General features: G+C 53.2%; 14 protein-coding genes and 1 pseudogene. 7 read left to right on the top strand and 8 right to left on the bottom strand.

From position 1 onward, the window contains the following. Positions 1 to 72 precede the first annotated feature (72 nt). From TURPA_RS12400 to TURPA_RS12380, 5 genes are read left to right on the top strand one after another with little or no spacing between them, the layout of a single operon-like run. Positions 73 to 2,520 (top strand): TonB-dependent receptor plug domain-containing protein, encoded by a 2,448-nt coding sequence (locus TURPA_RS12400; RefSeq protein WP_014803649.1) that lies wholly within the window; start codon positions 73 to 75, stop codon positions 2,518 to 2,520. Positions 2,521 to 2,565: 45 nt separating this feature from the next. Continuing rightward, positions 2,566 to 2,784, top strand: coding sequence for a ribbon-helix-helix domain-containing protein (locus tag TURPA_RS12395; RefSeq protein WP_014803648.1), 219 nt, complete (start codon positions 2,566 to 2,568; stop codon positions 2,782 to 2,784). Continuing rightward, on the top strand, positions 2,781 to 3,149 hold the full coding sequence (locus TURPA_RS12390) for a type II toxin-antitoxin system VapC family toxin (protein ID WP_014803647.1): 369 nt from the start codon (positions 2,781 to 2,783) through the stop codon (positions 3,147 to 3,149). Before TURPA_RS12395 ends, TURPA_RS12390 begins: the two co-directional genes overlap by 4 nt. Positions 3,150 to 3,193: 44 nt before the next feature. Further along, positions 3,194 to 3,622, top strand: coding sequence for a DUF4399 domain-containing protein (locus TURPA_RS12385; protein ID WP_041948504.1), 429 nt, complete (start codon positions 3,194 to 3,196; stop codon positions 3,620 to 3,622). A 14-nt stretch (positions 3,623 to 3,636) separates the two neighbouring features. Further along, positions 3,637 to 4,011, top strand: coding sequence for a DMT family protein (locus TURPA_RS12380; RefSeq protein ID WP_014803645.1), 375 nt, complete (start codon positions 3,637 to 3,639; stop codon positions 4,009 to 4,011). A 98-nt stretch (positions 4,012 to 4,109) separates the two neighbouring features. Here TURPA_RS12380 and TURPA_RS12375 read toward each other — a convergent pair whose 3' ends face one another. The 5 genes from TURPA_RS12375 to TURPA_RS12355 all read right to left on the bottom strand — a co-directional run bounded on the left by TURPA_RS12375 (position 4,110) and on the right by TURPA_RS12355 (position 10,565). Beyond that, positions 4,110 to 5,165, bottom strand: a complete 1,056-nt coding sequence (locus tag TURPA_RS12375; RefSeq protein WP_157210485.1) for an alpha/beta hydrolase — start codon at positions 5,163 to 5,165, stop codon at positions 4,110 to 4,112. Between the two features lie 16 nt (positions 5,166 to 5,181). Beyond that, the gene (locus TURPA_RS12370) at positions 5,182 to 5,718 is read right to left on the bottom strand and encodes a hypothetical protein (RefSeq protein WP_014803643.1); all 537 of its coding nucleotides are present in this window, start codon (positions 5,716 to 5,718) and stop codon (positions 5,182 to 5,184) included. A 75-nt stretch (positions 5,719 to 5,793) separates the two neighbouring features. Next, a complete protein-coding gene (locus tag TURPA_RS21900; RefSeq protein WP_157210484.1) occupies positions 5,794 to 6,345 on the bottom strand; it encodes a carboxymuconolactone decarboxylase family protein in 552 nt (183 codons plus the stop codon). A gap of 43 nt (positions 6,346 to 6,388) precedes the next feature. Then, the gene (locus tag TURPA_RS21895) at positions 6,389 to 6,961 is read right to left on the bottom strand and encodes a TetR/AcrR family transcriptional regulator (protein ID WP_014803641.1); all 573 of its coding nucleotides are present in this window, start codon (positions 6,959 to 6,961) and stop codon (positions 6,389 to 6,391) included. A gap of 88 nt (positions 6,962 to 7,049) precedes the next feature. Beyond that, positions 7,050 to 10,565, bottom strand: a complete 3,516-nt coding sequence (locus TURPA_RS12355) for an HAD-IC family P-type ATPase (protein ID WP_014803640.1) — start codon at positions 10,563 to 10,565, stop codon at positions 7,050 to 7,052. A gap of 160 nt (positions 10,566 to 10,725) precedes the next feature. Between TURPA_RS12355 and TURPA_RS12350 the strand changes: the two genes are divergently transcribed. Both TURPA_RS12350 and TURPA_RS23450 read left to right on the top strand, forming a co-directional pair. Continuing rightward, the gene (locus TURPA_RS12350) at positions 10,726 to 11,709 is read left to right on the top strand and encodes an HpcH/HpaI aldolase/citrate lyase family protein (RefSeq protein WP_014803639.1); all 984 of its coding nucleotides are present in this window, start codon (positions 10,726 to 10,728) and stop codon (positions 11,707 to 11,709) included. A 404-nt stretch (positions 11,710 to 12,113) separates the two neighbouring features. Continuing rightward, complete coding sequence (locus TURPA_RS23450; protein WP_014803638.1) at positions 12,114 to 12,488, top strand: hypothetical protein; 375 nt, start codon at positions 12,114 to 12,116, stop codon at positions 12,486 to 12,488. A 158-nt stretch (positions 12,489 to 12,646) separates the two neighbouring features. On the opposite strand, the pseudogene TURPA_RS24340 reads toward TURPA_RS23450, so the two are convergent. From TURPA_RS24340 to TURPA_RS12325, 3 genes and pseudogenes are all read right to left on the bottom strand, one after another. After that, positions 12,647 to 12,856: pseudogene (locus TURPA_RS24340) on the bottom strand (GNAT family N-acetyltransferase); the annotation flags it as partial. Between the two features lie 528 nt (positions 12,857 to 13,384). Continuing rightward, on the bottom strand, positions 13,385 to 15,175 hold the full coding sequence (locus TURPA_RS12330; protein WP_014803637.1) for an AIPR family protein: 1,791 nt from the start codon (positions 15,173 to 15,175) through the stop codon (positions 13,385 to 13,387). Between the two features lie 73 nt (positions 15,176 to 15,248). Next, positions 15,249 to 15,986, bottom strand: a complete 738-nt coding sequence (locus TURPA_RS12325) for a HesA/MoeB/ThiF family protein (protein WP_014803636.1) — start codon at positions 15,984 to 15,986, stop codon at positions 15,249 to 15,251. Between the last annotated feature and the right edge of the window lie 75 nt (positions 15,987 to 16,061).

Genomic DNA, 16,061 nt, shown 5'->3' with positions numbered 1-16,061 from the left:
AACATTGACGTCGTAACTAAACCTCAATAATTTCTGGTAGCCGCCACAACCCGAAACGACTTGGCCGCGTCCGTGGCAGCAGCAAAGCGCATCATCATCGGTGTATTGGCGATCACCTGCACGCCCTTATTCGCCGCCAATGAAATCGCGGTCATCGGCGAAACTGGTGAAACTATCGAATTCGGCACGGCAATTGTCGTCGAGGCCAAATACAAGGCGAATTTTGCCGAGGGCAAACTGATTCTGCCCGCGCAGAAGCCGGGCAAGTATACGCTGAAGCTCACCGCGCCCGGCCGCATCACGCTCGAAGAGCTCGTGACACTTCCCTTAAAGAAGAAACTCACGCTTGTGATGCCGTTGCAGACCCGGCGCACACAGAAGGTGCGCCTCATCACGCACGAAGAAAAGCACAACGTCGCGCGCCACCAGCTGCAGCAGCACGAATTGAAATCGGTGCCGGCTACTTTCGGCGACAACATTTCTGCGCTCGCGACTTTGCCGGGTGTCAACCGCCCCGGCGGTATCTTTGGTCCACTCATTATTCGCGGCGCACCCGATACGGCGAACCGCTATTTCATCGACGATATTCCGGTGATTAACCCGCAGCACTTCGGCGGATTTCAATCGGTCATCTCGAATGAGCTGATCGATGACATGACGCTCTTCAGTTCGGCTTTTCCCGCATTTTATGGCCAGGCGCTCGGCGCTGTCATCGACATTCGCACGATTGAGACCGTCGCCAAACCGACGGCAACCATTCAGACCGGCATTATTTCATCGAATGCTTTCTATGCTGCGCCGTGGTCTGTGTTTTCTCCCAAACTCGTTGCGCCGGCAGAGACCGCGTCTGAAGAAGAACGCAAGGCATACCAAGACGCAAAGCGCAAGGCCGAAATCGACACGGGTTTTTTCTCGATCTCGGGTCGCGTCGGTTACCTCTCGCTGCTCGTGCCGCCGATCTACAAGGTGATCACCGGCAAAGAGATTATTGCGGTGCCCGAATATTACGACTACCAATGGAAAGCACGCTGGTATCTCGGCGAACACAACCGGCACGCGGTTTCGATGTTCATCTTCGGCAGCTATGACACGTTTACGCTGATTCGCAAACTTTCTGAAGAAGAAAAAAAAGAACGTGTCGAACAGGGTGAAAACCCGGCGGCGGGCGACCTGACTGTATTTAATGATATATCCTCACATAGCCAATCGGCGACTTACGACTATCTGCCGTCAGAGAACGTGAAGATGCGCACGATGCTTTTTAATACGCTGATCTACAGCCGTTTCTACCGCGAGGCGCCGGGCCGGGCGCTCGGCACGATCGACGTCAACACGCGCCCGAACATCACAGGCCTCAGGGAAATTTTCGACATTCACTATATGAACCGCAAAGCGCGGCTAAAGGCGGGTGTGGATTATCAGCTTTTCCATTTCAACAGCTCGGGTGTGACACAGCAGCGCAAAGAAACGATACCGCAGGGCCAGACCGATTTTAACAATCCCGACCATTTCGATGTGATCAATATTGCCGCGCTCGGCCAGAACCACCAGTTTTCGGCGTACGCCGACAATCGCTTTGAGTTCGGCGGCTTTTTTATCACACCCGGCGTGCGCAGCGACCATCTGGTGCGCTCAAAAGAAACAACGCTCGACCTGCGCGGGCTCGCGGGTTACAAGTTTACGACCAACACAACGTTCGCCGTTTCAGGCGGGCACTATTCGTCTTTCGCGCAGACGAATGCGTATCGGTTTAATCAGGCTACGCGGCGCGAAGCACGCATCGTCACGTCTGATGATCTCAGAAGTGAAAAATCGCTGCACCGCAGCGCATCGATTGAGCAAGAGATCGGTTTTCATGTCTTCAAGGTTGAAGGCTTTTACAACAACCTGTACGACCTGGCGCAGACGACGACTTCTGCGCAACAGGCTGAGGGTATCTTGTACGCAAATACCGGCGGCGTGCTGACGCGCGGCGTCGAGGTGAGCTACCGCAAATCACTGCAAGAAAACGAAGACGGCTATTTCGGCTGGATAAGTTACACCTTTACCCGCGCCGATATTTCGGGCATTGCAGGCAGCTTTCCGTTTCGGTTCGAGCAGCGGCACGTCGTGAAGATGATTGGCGTCGCGCGCTGGGGCGCATGGGAATTCGGCGCCCGGTTTGAACTTTTTACGGGATTTCCCTATACCCCGATTATTGGCAGCACGTGCACGCCCGGTTACACCTGCGATGGAAATCCGACGACGACACTTTATACGCCGACGTATTCAACCGCGGTCAACAGTGCGCAGTTTCCGCTTTTTCACCGGCTCGATCTGCGTATTACGCGCAAGAGCACCTACAGCTGGGGCACATTTTCTTGGTTCGTCGAGTTCATTAACGTCTATAACAATGAACCGCAGCTACGCCAGTCGTTTCGCAACAGCGAGCCCTATCAAGAGGGACGCAACCCTCGCATTCTGGGGCCCAGCACCCCGCTCAACCTGATACCCAATTTCGGTCTCGAATGGAAATTCTAGGAAATTAGTTGACGCCTACAGTATATGCATATATCATATATACATATGAAAGCTCTGCTTGATATGGAGACAGAACAGGTTGAAGCACTTTCGCACATCTGCAAGCGCGATGGTATTTCGCGAGCCGAGGCCATACGCCGGGCAATCGACTATTATGCGGCACACACGCTGCAGGCAGGCAGCATTGACGAACACTTTGGCCACTTTCGCGGCAAGCCCATCGATGCTTTGGGCTACGTCGACTCGCTGCGTAACGACTGGTGAAAGCCGTCTTTGACACGAACATTCTGATTGATTACCTGAACGGAGAGACACAGGCGAAAACAGAAATTGCCCTGTATGAAAAACGCCTGATCAGCCTCGTCACGCAGATTGAAATTCTGGTCGGCGCCAAATCAACCGAAGACGAAGCGCAGCTCAGAAAATTCTTGAGCCATTTCGCGCTCTGCCCCGTAACCACCGAGGTCGCCGACTTCACCGTTAAACTGCGCCAGCAACACCGACTGCGCATACCCGACGCGATGATTTGGGCAACGGCTCTGGTTCACGAATGCCAGCTCGTCACCCGCAACACGCGCGACTTCAATTTGTCGCACCCTTCTATTCGTGTGCCATATATCATCAATTAGCACGAAATTCTTTACAGACTCGCAATTCTCACCAATGAGGATTTATGAAAGTCATGAAGCCGTTTGCTCTGCTGGTTTTGGTTGCCGTCATCAGCTGCAAGAAAAAAGAATACACCGGTAAAGTCTGGTTCTCTGAACCGTCAGACAAGGCCGAGGTCACCTCTCCCGTCAAATTTGGCATGCAGGTCGAAGGCATGACAGTCAAACCCGCCGGCGCGATCGAAGAAGGCACCGGGCATTTTCACATTCTGATCAATAAAGAGGCGATCGCGGCTGGTCAGGTCGTTATCAATGACGAATTTCACAAACACTACGGCAAAGGCCAGACAGAAGATACGATTGACCTGAAGCCCGGCGACTACCGCATTACGTTGCAGTTCGCAGACGGTGCGCATGTGAGCTATGGTTCGGCCTGGTCGCAGACGATTTCGCTTAAAGTCAAGGCGAAGGCTGCCGGCGGCGAAGAAGAATAGTTCTCGCTTAACGAGTGGCCCAATCGGGTATACTTTCGATCGCACTTCTAGTGCTGTCGAATATCTTCATGACGCTCGCGTGGTATGGGCACCTGCAACTGCATAAAAGCGAGCGCTGGTCTGCGCTGCCCCTCTATGGCGTGATTCTGCTCAGCTGGCTCATTGCGCTCGCCGAGTACACATTTCAGGTGCCGGCGAACCGCATCGGCAGCGAAAACTATGGCGGGCCTTTCAACCTGTTTGAACTCAAAGTCATTCAAGAAGTTGTGTCGCTGGTGGTGTTCACGGTCTTTGCGGTCTACGTGTTCAAGACCGAACAGCTGCGCTGGAACTATCTGGTGGGGTTTATATTCTTGATACTCGCAGTTTTTTTTATTTTCAAGAAGTAGTAGGTTCGCCATGGTTCGACAGGCTCACCATGACGATTGTCACCCTGTGACCCGGTTCGGGTCTCCGGCTTCGGTGCCAGTCGAAGGGTGACACAGCATCAATTTCGCTTATTCAACCACTCAATGATTTTCGGGTGCACTTCTTTGTGCGCGACCTTGCCGAAGATGAGGTCGGTATGCCCGTAGTCGTCGGCGTACCCATCTGCGCGCGAGAAAATTTCGAATGTCTTGTCTTTCGCTGCGACGCGCTCGTAGATATCGCGCACGACAGCAGGGTCTGCGAGTTCGTCGCGGCGGCCTGCAAGCAGGTAAACTGGAATCGTCACCTTGTTCAGATTCTCGCGGTAAGAGACCTTGCCGTCGGCGCTGAACATGCCGCCATTTTCTGTCATATAAATAAACTGCTTGATTTCATTCTTGCTGATGTTGTTGATCGACCGCTGCAGCAGCAGTGTTTTCACCTCGCGCGAGGTATTTTCTGAATTCAAGAAAGCATCAATAAATGGTGAATACAGCGCCTCGGGAATAAAGCTGCCCATAATCGCCCCCGGGCGCAAAGGCAATACCGGCAAGAGCGCCATGCCCCCGCGCATCGAATAGAGTTTGAACGTCCAGAGGTTGTAGGGCAGAAAATTCATCGGTGACGCGATCGCGACAAAATTGGCGACGCGGTTCTCTTGCAACGACCCCAGGCGCGCATACATAATGATGCCGCCCATGCTATGGCCGATATAGTTGATTTTCGCCGCACCTGTCTGCTGCAGCACGTACGCAATCGCAGCGTCGAGGTCGTGGTGCACGTATTCATCCATCGAATAGGTGTAGGTGTGTTTGCCGAACCAGTAACCGGTTTCACCCGCTTCGGGTCTGCCGCGCAGGTCCATCAGCCACACGTCGTAGCCGGCTTTTTGCAGATTGCTGACGAGCGAATCTTCGTTGTTCGCCTTGAAATAGTGCCGGTTTGCACCGAGCCCATGGCAGATCAACACGGGAAACTTTTGTTTCTTTGGCCCGGTCGCCTGAAAGTGTTCGATCGTGAGTTTCCAGTCGTCTTTAGTCTGCACCGCATGTTTATCGCCATGCAGCTGCACCGAAGCGCATGCCCCCATGGCAAAAGCGATGAGGATCAATAAAGTGAAAGCGACATGACGCAAGGCAATCCTCATTTTTCTAGAGATAGAAGCCCATGCGCACCCGGTATGTGGGTGCACTCAGGTCAATCGCTGTCTGGTTCGCATATTGCAGAATGTTGTAACCCGCCTCGCCGTCGAGAAAGAAAGCCCCCCAATAGTAGAGCGAAATGCCGACAACGGGGGTCACTCGGGTCGACCAGCTCGCGGCGAAGTTGGGCGCGCCGATGTGCACGAAACCGGCATCGGCACCAAGATAAATATCAAACCAGTTTCGCGGAAAAAGATGCAAGGCGCCGCCCATCATGAACGGATAATATTTGAAGTCGGTAACGGCGGTTGAAACGGGAAAACCGGCATTGCCGCGCACCGAGAAGCGGTCGCTCAGCATGAACTCGAATGCGCCCTGCACCAGATGCGCGCGTGTCGCTTCATGATTTTCTTGCGACCAGCCGATGCCGAGCTTGAGGTTATAGGCCTGCACGCCGTCGTTGAAGTCGCTGCCCATTTGGTTGGGCGCGAGCGCGGCGAGCTGTGTCGCGAGAAAAAGCGCCATTGCCGCAGAAAAAATACGCATGCGGCAAAGGGTCGATGTTGACGGTATTGTCAACTTTTTGAAACAATTAATGGCAACAGGCTGCGCCTGTTGCCATTAATTGTGTTTTAAGCTGGCGAGCGGGTTCACCGAGTTCTTGCTGATCGCCGCGAGCGACAGCAGCACCGGGGCAGAGAGTACCGCGAACATTGCTTCGAAGATTGCATTGCCTTCGGGGTTCGCTTCGCCTCGCAGACGCGAGAGAAACGCATCAAACGTGTTGCCCGACAGGTTCGAAAAGAAGATCAGCTGAATCCAGTTTTCAATGTCCTGCGCGGTTTCGGCGCCGTAGGTGTCGATGAGTTGTTGCCGGTGCATCGGCGCAGGGTTACGGTTGGTTTCAGCATAGTGGAGCGCATAGAGCAATGCCACCTTTTCTTCTTCGGGCACACTTTCAGTCGACGAACCCAGCAGCGAAGCGATCTGTTCGCCGCTGATGCCGTTCGCCGCCGCGAGGTCTGAATGCACCCACTGGCAATAGCGGCAGCGGTTGACCGAGGTTACCGCCAGCAGAATGCGCTCGCGGAATGCGGGCGAGATGCGACCGCTCGTAAATGTACCAGGCATCGTCGGCGCCGCACGCACGATGTCGGTCAGAATCTCTATCATTGATTGGGGTGTGAACACCCTTTTGCCAAATTTTCCGTTCATGTTATTTTCCCTTTCCTTTTGTTTTATGTTGCTGTAAGAGCATCTGCTTCATCGCGTTGAAGCCCGGTTCAAGATCGCGCGAGGCCGGCAGCACCTGCCCCGCGTAGAGACTGCCCGCAAGAAACAAAAAGACCGCGAGGCCGGTCTCAGAGTCGAGCCCCAGTACGCCCGACAGCCGGCGTTCGAGCTCGCTGGCCCAGCGGTTAAGCAGCTTCTGCGCCTTGTGCGGCAGAGCATTGCGCAGCATGTCCGCCGAAAACAGAAACTGCCGGCGCATGCGGTCGCAGCGGCCGAGAAAATAGTCGAACAGGCGGTCGAGCCGCTCTTCAAAGCTCGTCAGGTTGCACATCGCATCGACCACCTCGGCGGCAGAGCTCTGTGCGGTATGCAGAAAGAGCGCGCAGAAGAGCTCTTCTTTCGAGGGAAAGTAATGGTAGAGTGTGCCCGTCGAGACGCCGATGTCTTTTGCGATGTCGCGCATCGAGACGTCGGCGTAGTTGTGGCGTGAAAACGTACTGGCCGACTTTTCAAGCAGCTCGCTGCGATACTGGCGGTGGTTGACTATCTTTGGCATTTTATATCGAACGGTTGATATATAATAAAACGAGGGAGAAGTGGCAAGTATTTATTTACCTTTCCCCGGTTACAGAACCGGGGAAAGGTTACCCCAAAAACTCCAACTTATGCCCGCGCCGGCGGTAGTACTTCTTGATCTCCTCAAACGCGATGATGAGCACTGTGCCATGAAAGGCAAAGAGGTACACATGCCATGGCACGGGTTCGAAAAAGTAAACCTTACCGAGGTCAGTGTAGAAGAACGCATAACACAGCAGAAACTGAACGGCAATGCCGACGTTGATCAGCGGATTCGAAACGAAGTTATAGACCACCGGGTAGCGCTCAAAGAAAGCCGCGGTCAGGCGCAGCAGAGGCACAAAAACTTTTCGCCTGAGCGGCAGCGTGTAGTTGGCGAGGCGCATATAAAGCACGCGCAGCGGAAAGCTGACCAGCTGCAAGAACTGCGCGAAGAACGCGCGGTGCGTATCGTCGTGGTGTGCCTCTTCAAAACGGTATTGAATGTTGATGTTGAGCGTGCGGCGTTTCGGCAGGTACGAGCGCAGCGCGGCGATGCCCGCGGCCCGTGTACTTTCTCGCAAGAAGTCGCGTGAGAACAACGACGCCGAATGCGACCTCTTGCAGAGCACGTTGCCAATCTGTACGGCAATTGTCGGAAAGAAAAATGCCGTGAGCGACTGCAAATAGATTTGGGTCGCATTAGCCATGTTGAGTTTTTCAGGTGAGGCCGGCAGGTTCATCAGCGCGTTCGGCCCCTTGAGGTAGCCCATCGTCCAGGCGAAGTAATAGTACGTGGCGAAACAGCTGAACGCGAGCAGGCTACCCTGCACGAGGTATGAGCGCAAAATGAACGGCATCGACAGCAGCCGTTCGCCACGTTTGCGCGGCGGCCTTTCCATAATGCCTTTTTCGGGCGGTTCGATGCCGAGGCCCATCGCCGGTATCAGGTCGGTACCGACATCGACTGCGAGAACCCCCATGACTGTCATCACGAGCGGATAACCGGGTATCAGCATCCAGAGTATAAAGGGATACAGCTCTTGCGGGTTGCTGTTGAACACATACGAAGCAAATTTTCTGATGTTGTCGAAAATACCGCGCCCCTCTTCGATCGCTGCCACTATCGAACTGAAATTGTCGTCGGTGAGTATTATCTCCGCCGCTTCTTTGGCAACGTCGGTGCCGCGCATGCCCATCGCGATGCCGATATCGGCCTTTTTCAGTGCCGGGCCGTCGTTGACCCCATCGCCCGTCACGGCAACAATCTCGCCGAGCGACTTGAGCATCGTCACTATGCGCAGCTTCTGCTCAGGCGAAACCCGCGCAAAAACGGCCTCGCCGCTTTTCAGCACCTCACAGAGTTTTTCGTCGCTGAGGTTGCCAAGTTCAGTGCCCGTGAGAACGGTGAGGTCGCCACCATCGCCGAGACCGATTTGCCTCGCGATACTTTTCGCCGTGAGCGGATAGTCACCCGTAATCATCATGATGCGAATGCCCGCCCTGTGGCAGGCAGCGATCGCCTCTTTGACGCCGGGGCGAACGGGGTCTGAAATTGCGACGAGCCCCAGAAATATGAGATCGCTCTCGGTGTTCGCGACGTCGAACGCCGTGATGCTTTGCAGCGCGTCGTCGCTGCGCATGGCAAGGCCGAGCATGCGGTAACCCTGTGCTGCCAGTTCATCTGTTTGGCGGCGTATCTTATCGCGCTCCCGGTCGTCTAATCGGCTGGCGCCGCCCGCAGTCATGATGTGGCTGCAGCACGAGAGAATTTCAAGAGGGGCACCTTTGGCATACGCTATACGTTTACGCGTCTGCGGCTCGAGCACCACGACGCTCATGCGCTTGCGAACGGACTCAAACGGGTTTAGGTGAATGCGCTGGTGCGTGCCGGCAACACCGGCGCGCGCAGCGAGCGTCTGCAGGCAGCCTTCTGTAGGGTCGCCAATTACGCGCGTGCCGCCAGGCACCCGCTCGAGTTTGGCGTTATTGCAGATGTATGCACAATCGACGAGGGCCTTGAATACCGAATGGCCTGCAAGCTGTTCGCGCGCGACTTCGCTGCCGTTCAGCGTAAACTTGCCCTGCGGTTCATAGCCGTGACCCTCAACGAAAAAGGTTTCGCCGCCCGCGACGACCTGCTGCACCATCATCAGATTCTGTGTGAGCGTGCCGGTTTTGTCGGTGCCGATGACGGTCGTGCAGCCAAGGGTCTCGACTGAAGACAGGTTCTTGACGATTGCATTGCGCCGGGCCATGCGGGTGACCCCCATGGCGAGCGAAAGCGTGACAGTCGGCAAAAGCCCCTCGGGCACATTCGCGACGAAAAGACCGATAAAGAAGACAAACGCCTGAACAAAACTTAAGCCCGCAACGAGCCACCCCAGAAACAGAAACGTAAGCCCGATCGTGAGTGCGAGCAGCGCGATTGCGAATACCGTACCGCGCAGCTGCTTCTGCAACGGACTCGCTTCGCTCTTGATGCCGAGCGTCAGGTCTGCAATCTTGCCGATCTCGGTCGACATGCCCGTTGCGTAAACAACGGCGCGGCCATTGCCACGAATGAGTGTCGACCCGGCGAAGACGATATTGGGCAGCTCTATCCACAAAAAGCGGCCTTCGATCAGAACGGGCTGGTCAGATTTGTACCTTTTCGCCGAAGTCGATTCGCCCGTCAGAGACGAGTTATCAACCTCGACGTCGTACGCGTCGACAAGCCGCGAGTCAGCGGGCACGATGTCACCTTCTTCAAGCAATATAATATCGCCTGGCACAAGTTCTTCTGCCGATATCTCTGTGACCGCGCCGTCGCGCATGACGCGCGAGGTGCGTGCCATCATACGCTTGAGTGCGTCGACAGCCTTATCTGATTTGTATTCTTGTAGAAAAGAGAAGAAACCATTGACGATCACCACGATGAGTATCGCTGTGCCGAGCTGCGGCATATCGACGCCCGGTACGTAGCAGAGCGCTGCGGCCCCCCACAACAAGACGGCGAAGAAGCTAAAGAAATTGCGCGCGAGTTTTATGTACCAGGGAATTCGGCGGCCACGGCGCACGACATTGCCGCCAAACTCAGCGAGCCGCGCGCCGGCTTCTCGCGTGGTTAATCCTGCTTTGAGATCGGTTGCAAGTTCAAACTCGATTTGTTGTTGCGTGAGGTTGCGAAAAGAAGGTTTTGCGTGCTCTTCGCCGCGCTTCAACGCCTTGAGCACGGCAGCTGCGTCGGTGATTTCGCGCAGTTCGCCCGCGATCGCAGGCAAGACCGATGACATGCCCTGAAGCAACTGCAGTTCGTGCGCGGTTTCGCCCGCGGGCAGAGCGAGCACGAGCACGACATGAACCTTGCCACCGGCATGTTCAAGACCTTCGCGCGAGAGCCCTAGCGCCGCGATCGTGCGGCGAAGGCCGTGCACCCGCACATGCGGAATCAGCACGCCATGCTCAGCGCTCATATAGGGTGCGCGGCGCGCGTTCGCAAAAGCATCGCGCACGAGACCCAGATCGGCACCTGCGTTCGCCTCGATAAGCGTGCTGATGGCGTTTTCAACGCTACCCTTCAGAGCGAATCTGATATTCTCAGCATTGAGATGCTCGCGCAGCACGGTGCACTGCCCGCAGCGCCCGACGCTTCGTCAACGATTCATAAAGGATATTTTTGTCTTTTTTAGCCGTGCGTCACGGTTCTGAAAACGAGAGAAATAGGCGCGCCTTACCCTTCCCTTTCGTTGACGCTGTGTCTAAAATCCCGGTTTTTTCCTCATTATGACACACCCCAATGACGCCCTCTTTGCAGGCGAAAAACCCTTTCCCGTGATCGCTACCTGCGAGCATTTCGCGGGCAACGAAAAAATGATCATGAAGGCATTCAGCTTTCAAGACGAAAAAGGCCCCGTTTTTGACATCACGCAAGACTGCGAAGATGGTGCGCCCACCGGCCAAGAGAAAGACCACGCCGAGATGATCGTGCGCCTCACCAACAGCGAGCACAACAAGCACAACATGGCGGGCGCGCGTATTCACGACTACACCAGCAAGTACTGGAAACAAGACGTCGATATTCTCGTTGCCGGTGCCGGCGAGCGCCTCGCGTACATCACAATACCGAAGCCCACTGCTTACGAGCAGGTAAAAGAGATGATCGAATACATACAGGCGGCTGCGAAAAAAGCCGGCCTCAAGCGCGAGATACCGATTCACGTTTTGATCGAAACGCACGGCGCGCTGCGCGACGTCGAAAAAATCGCGACGCTGCCCTGGCTGCAGGTTATCGACTTCGGCCTCATGGACTTCATTTCGGGCCACCACGGCGCAATCGCGCTCTCTAACATGAAGAGCCCGGGCCAGTTCGACCACAAGCTGCTCGCACGCGCAAAGGCCAACTGCGTCGCCGCGGCACTCGCGAATGGCGTGGTTCCCGCGCACAACGTGACGCTCGACCTCAAAAACTTCGAACAAACCAAATCTGACGCATCACGCGCACGCAACGAGTTCGGCTTTCTGCGCATGTGGTCGATTTACCCAACGCAGATCGATGCAATCGTCGAAGCGATGAAACCCGACCTCTCTGAAGTGAAAAAAGGTGTCGCAGTTCTGCTCGCGGCGCAAGACGCTGCCTGGGGCCCGATTCAGCACGAAGGCGAACTGCACGACCGCGCAACCTACCGCGGTTTCTGGACAATCGTGCAGCGCGCACGCCTCACCGGTATCGATATCGGTGCAGAGGCAGTGAAGCGCTGGTTTAATTAATTTCGCACCATTCGTCATGCCCGCACAAGTGGGCATCTAACTTCATAACCAATAAGATGGATTCCCGCTTTCGCGGGAATGACGAAATGGTTAACTTGGCGTGTCCTTTCGCGTTTCGCAAGAAACGCTCAAGGCCGCGCTTTTCGGCTAAGCCGGGCGCTGCCCGGCACGCCGGAGACTCGTGGTGCGACGAAGCGCAGCGAGTCTCTGCCTTCAGAGCATGTCGAACCATCGCTCACGCGGTATCGCCAGCTCTTGCTCGCAAATCAAATCGGCTCCGCAGAAACCCATGACGGCTAATTGCCCAATGAACCGCTTAAACTAAGCAAGCCACACCGCACCCCGGTAATCGGGCTTTACAGACGGTATACCCGAGCCAGATTCGAGTCTGCAGGGAGAGCAACATGTTAAACGTCAAGAGCATTTGGTTTTTTACCGCTTTGGTATTGATATCTTTTTTGAATCCTGCATTCGCTGATAAAGAAATTGGTGAGAAATGCAGCATGGATATCGAATGCGGCCTCGAAATGAAATGCTCCCGTGGGGTCTGCGGCAAGAAATGTTCGATGGATATTGAATGTGGTGATTTCAAATGCAAAAATCAGGTCTGCACGAAAGAGATAGCGCACGGCATTAAGGAATGCACGATGGACATCGAATGTGGTATCGGAAACAAATGCGCCAAACAAGGCTATTGCGGAAAGAAATGTTCGATGGATATTCAATGCGGATTCAACTTTAAGTGTGTCGATGAAATGTGTACAGGTTCGGATGATTAGACGCTGCTTGCCCGTGACTCCGTGAGGCCGAGTTTTCTTCTTTGGGTCTCTGCTTTCAGAGCAGTTGCCCCGTGAGTTTTCGATTCTCTGGCTTCGGTGGGGCTACTGCACAGCAGCGGGCGACTCGCGTAACACTTGTTAGCAGCTGTACGCGCGCCCTATTTCGGTAAATTCTGGGTAATCAGCCTACCCATGCTTATGCGAGGTTCTGTCTTATAGCCACGCTTTTCGTAAAAACTAACTACTTCGGCATTATCCGATACTATCTGTAGATTGATCTTAACGCAACCCAAGTCGAATAAGGCTGCTTCGGCATGCTTTACCAATGCAGTTCCAACCCCTTTTTTCTGGTGCTTTGTCGCAACGCAGAGAGAATATAATCAACCTCGGTGACCGTCATATCGTGTCAGGATTGTACCAATTACCTCAGTTCCGTCTACCATGACGAAGAATAGTCCGCCTTCATGATGAATCTTTTTATCTATAATCAATTCAGACTTGGCCTGTGGAGAAGTATAGTTGAATACTTCATTCCATAGTGAGATTACCATATCCCTATGGGAATGGTTGTTATACGGTAAGATATTCATATAAGTAAAACTAAGCGCGTATAGCTGCTAACGCGGAATATACCTGACGCTTGGTGACGCCTCTGTCATAAATTTGCATTGTAAAGCCATTTTGCGTCACCAAATGTGCCCGCAGCGCCTGCCTGAGGAGCACAAAACAAGCATCCCGCTTGTGCGACGAAGGCATCTTTGCCGCGGAGGGCCGCGACCCGTCTTCGGGTCTCTGCTTTCAGAGCACGCGCGAAGAGTCTTCGATTCTCCGTCTTCGGTGGAGCTACGGCACCGCAGCGAGCGCAGCAGGTAAATTTTGTTGCACGCCGTTTTCTTTCATTCAGACCACGATATTGCAGTGCCTGAAAACGGAAGAAGGTTTATTTGGCTAATGCCAAGTTCACTGAGAATATCTTTTGTGATTGTATCAAGTTTCTTATTGGAAACATCTTGTTCCATTTGCTTTGAGTCTGCGAGATACCTGTTCTTGAACTTAGATATGTATTTTTGGAATGTGATCAGGGTGTCGTCAACCAGCGTTGAATTCGCAATTCGGTGTAGGCGTTGGGCAGCGTCAATGCGGATGTTTTCTTTCGATGGATGTCGGTAGTAGTGCAATAGGCCAATGTAGTAAACATGGGCTCGAACAATCGGTTTGCTGAAGATTCGCTGGGAGTGGTCATCAGAGAGCACTGGCTTTTGCAAGTAGTGCTGCAAACCTCTTTTCAGGGCCTTAAAAATGTTATGCATCACGACCATATCCTGTGGGTAGTTTTCTATGCTCGCATCAAATATCGTATCATGATTGGCTTTATTGAGGAATATTTCGGATGGCTTAGCCGCCCACTGCAATTTGCCTTTCGCAAATGCAATTATTTGGCCTAAGTCCATAACGGTTATATGCGCGTTGTTGGTGTTAAAATAGTCTTTTGCTGATTCAGCTTTCTTCATAACCGACTGAAACTTGCCGCGCTGTCGTTCGTAAAATACGCCAATGTCCTTTAAAGCTAATTCGATTGCTATGTGGATAGGGTCATTGGAGAAAAGTTGCCAATTTTCAATCGGATTTTGGCGATTGTTTGAGTTAGTTATCTCTTTAAGTTCATCATCTGTCGTCCCTGTGACAATTTTAGCTATAACTTTGATTTCTGAGAATCGCTCAAGTTTTTTCTCGTCTTTGCTAATTTCTAAACGCTTAAGAAAATTATTTGCGATGGTAATGGTTTGTGCGCCGTTAATCACATTCGGGCTTTCAAGACTAAGTTTTCGGTCCTCATCATCATGCTTTCGGAGAGCGCAGATTGTGACGCCAACATGGTAGAAGGGAAATATTTTGGGGTCAAGCCGACCCTCAACTATCGCGTCGAATGTCGCCTCCATTGGGTTCACAAGTCTGTCTTTAGATTCTTTAGTATAAGAAATGGACATGCGTACATTCTTTTCAAAGAGCACGTCGCCGCGTTGACGATAAAGGTCAATTAGGCTTGTTATCGGTATATAGGCGAGATCAAGATGGGCATCGGGTCTCAAAGAAATTGTCGAATCCTTTATCCTAGCTATGGGATACTTCTTGCGCGCTTTCTTTAAACCTGGTACCAGGCAATATTGCTCGAACCGGAGACTAATTTTTACTTTTTCGTTTAGCTTTGAAGCTAAGAGGGATTGGTTAGCATTTTCTGCTTCTACTGTGTCTTCCAGTTCAGTTTCTGAATAAGGGCTCAGTAGGACGAAATTTAGCTGCCGAATATTTGCCTTGTTTTTAGCGAACATCATGAAGAGGTTGTAAAGGCATGGATTATCGGGAATTTTTTCAACTTCATCCGTTGTAAACAGGGCCTCAAGCCAAGCTGCGGCATTAATGAGATCAGAGAGACCTCGGAGAGCTAAGGCTTTGCTTTCGCTCAATTTGCTCTGGTAAATATTCAATGTCTCGCCATCTTTCAAGAACCAGCCATCAATGCCAAAGTCATTAGAACGATTTGATGTTTGGTCAATGGCGCTATCTCGATCTAGCGATTGGTTGTTTATGAAATGCACGATAATACTAAGGTTCTCGTCAGTGCCTTCAAGAGCGTGCTTCACCTTATACTCGTTAACGGCCTTTACTATGTCTTCCTTTTTTTGCATCAGGCCTGTCTTAATTCTTACTCTATTCCTGCAACAAACAACAAGTATCTAAGAAAATGGCACACAACAACTCTCACCCACAAACCGAGCAGTCGGCTTTTTTCTCACGAATGAATTTTCTCGCTGTCTGATTCAAGCCATCGTAGACCAAAGTCTGCCGGTTTAGCACCTCGCCAGCGCCCGTAATGATTTTGATTGCCTCGAGTGCCTGCATCGCACCCATGATGCCGGGCAGCATGCCGATGACGCCTGCCTCAGCGCAGTTCTGAATCGCCTCGGACGATTCGCTGTAGAGGCAACGGTAGCAACCGGCGCCAGTGGTCGTATCAAAAACGGTGAGCATGCCTTCGAAGCGGTAGAGGCTCGCAAACACGCTTGGCTTTTTGGCCTGCACACAATACGCGTTGATCGCGTCGCGAGCCGCGAAGTTGTCGGTGCAGTCGAGCACCAGGTCGCACGCTTGGGCGAGAAACGCTGAGCGATCGGTCGTGAATTTTTCTGCTTGCGTGGCAATTGTTGCATGGGGGTTCAGGTGTAAAAGCCTCTGCTTAGCGACGTCGACTTTGGTCTGGCCTATATCCCCCTCGCCATACAAAATCTGCCGATGCAGGTTTGAGACCTGTACAACATCGGGGTCGACGAGGCCCAGATGGCCGACGCCCGCTGCAGCGAGGTATTGCGCGGCCGGGCAGCCGAGGCCCCCCAGGCCTACGATCAACACGCGGGCCGACTTCAGTTTTTGCTGGCCTGCCTTGCCGAGTTGTGGCAAGAGCAGCTGCCTTGAGTAGCGATTTGTCAGCGGGTCAGCCATTGAGAAAGATTCGAAAACACCGCGCCGGTCACGCAGCCAAGCACTATAACACTTCTGCGGGGCAGCGCAGATCAG

It is taken from the genome of Turneriella parva DSM 21527, from assembly GCF_000266885.1.
GTDB classification, from domain to species: domain Bacteria; phylum Spirochaetota; class Leptospiria; order Turneriellales; family Turneriellaceae; genus Turneriella; species Turneriella parva.
Note: the sequence above shows the minus strand (reverse complement) of the source record. Positions and strands in the feature narration are given on the sequence as shown.

Bases quoted from the DNA above. Each gene is read 5' to 3' on its own strand.
- TURPA_RS12395 (WP_014803648.1), top strand. From the start codon at position 2,566: ATGAAAGCTCTGCTTGATATGGAGACAGAACAGGTTGAAGCACTTTCG.
- TURPA_RS21900 (WP_157210484.1), bottom strand. From the start codon at position 6,345: ATGATAGAGATTCTGACCGACATCGTGCGTGCGGCGCCGACGATGCCT.
- TURPA_RS23450 (WP_014803638.1), top strand. From the start codon at position 12,114: ATGTTAAACGTCAAGAGCATTTGGTTTTTTACCGCTTTGGTATTGATA.
- TURPA_RS21895 (WP_014803641.1), bottom strand. From the start codon at position 6,961: ATGCCAAAGATAGTCAACCACCGCCAGTATCGCAGCGAGCTGCTTGAA.
- TURPA_RS12350 (WP_014803639.1), top strand. From the start codon at position 10,726: ATGACACACCCCAATGACGCCCTCTTTGCAGGCGAAAAACCCTTTCCC.
- TURPA_RS12385 (WP_041948504.1), top strand. From the start codon at position 3,194: ATGAAAGTCATGAAGCCGTTTGCTCTGCTGGTTTTGGTTGCCGTCATC.
- TURPA_RS12325 (WP_014803636.1), bottom strand. From the start codon at position 15,986: ATGGCTGACCCGCTGACAAATCGCTACTCAAGGCAGCTGCTCTTGCCA.
- TURPA_RS12330 (WP_014803637.1), bottom strand. From the start codon at position 15,175: ATGCAAAAAAAGGAAGACATAGTAAAGGCCGTTAACGAGTATAAGGTG.
- TURPA_RS12370 (WP_014803643.1), bottom strand. From the start codon at position 5,718: ATGCGTATTTTTTCTGCGGCAATGGCGCTTTTTCTCGCGACACAGCTC.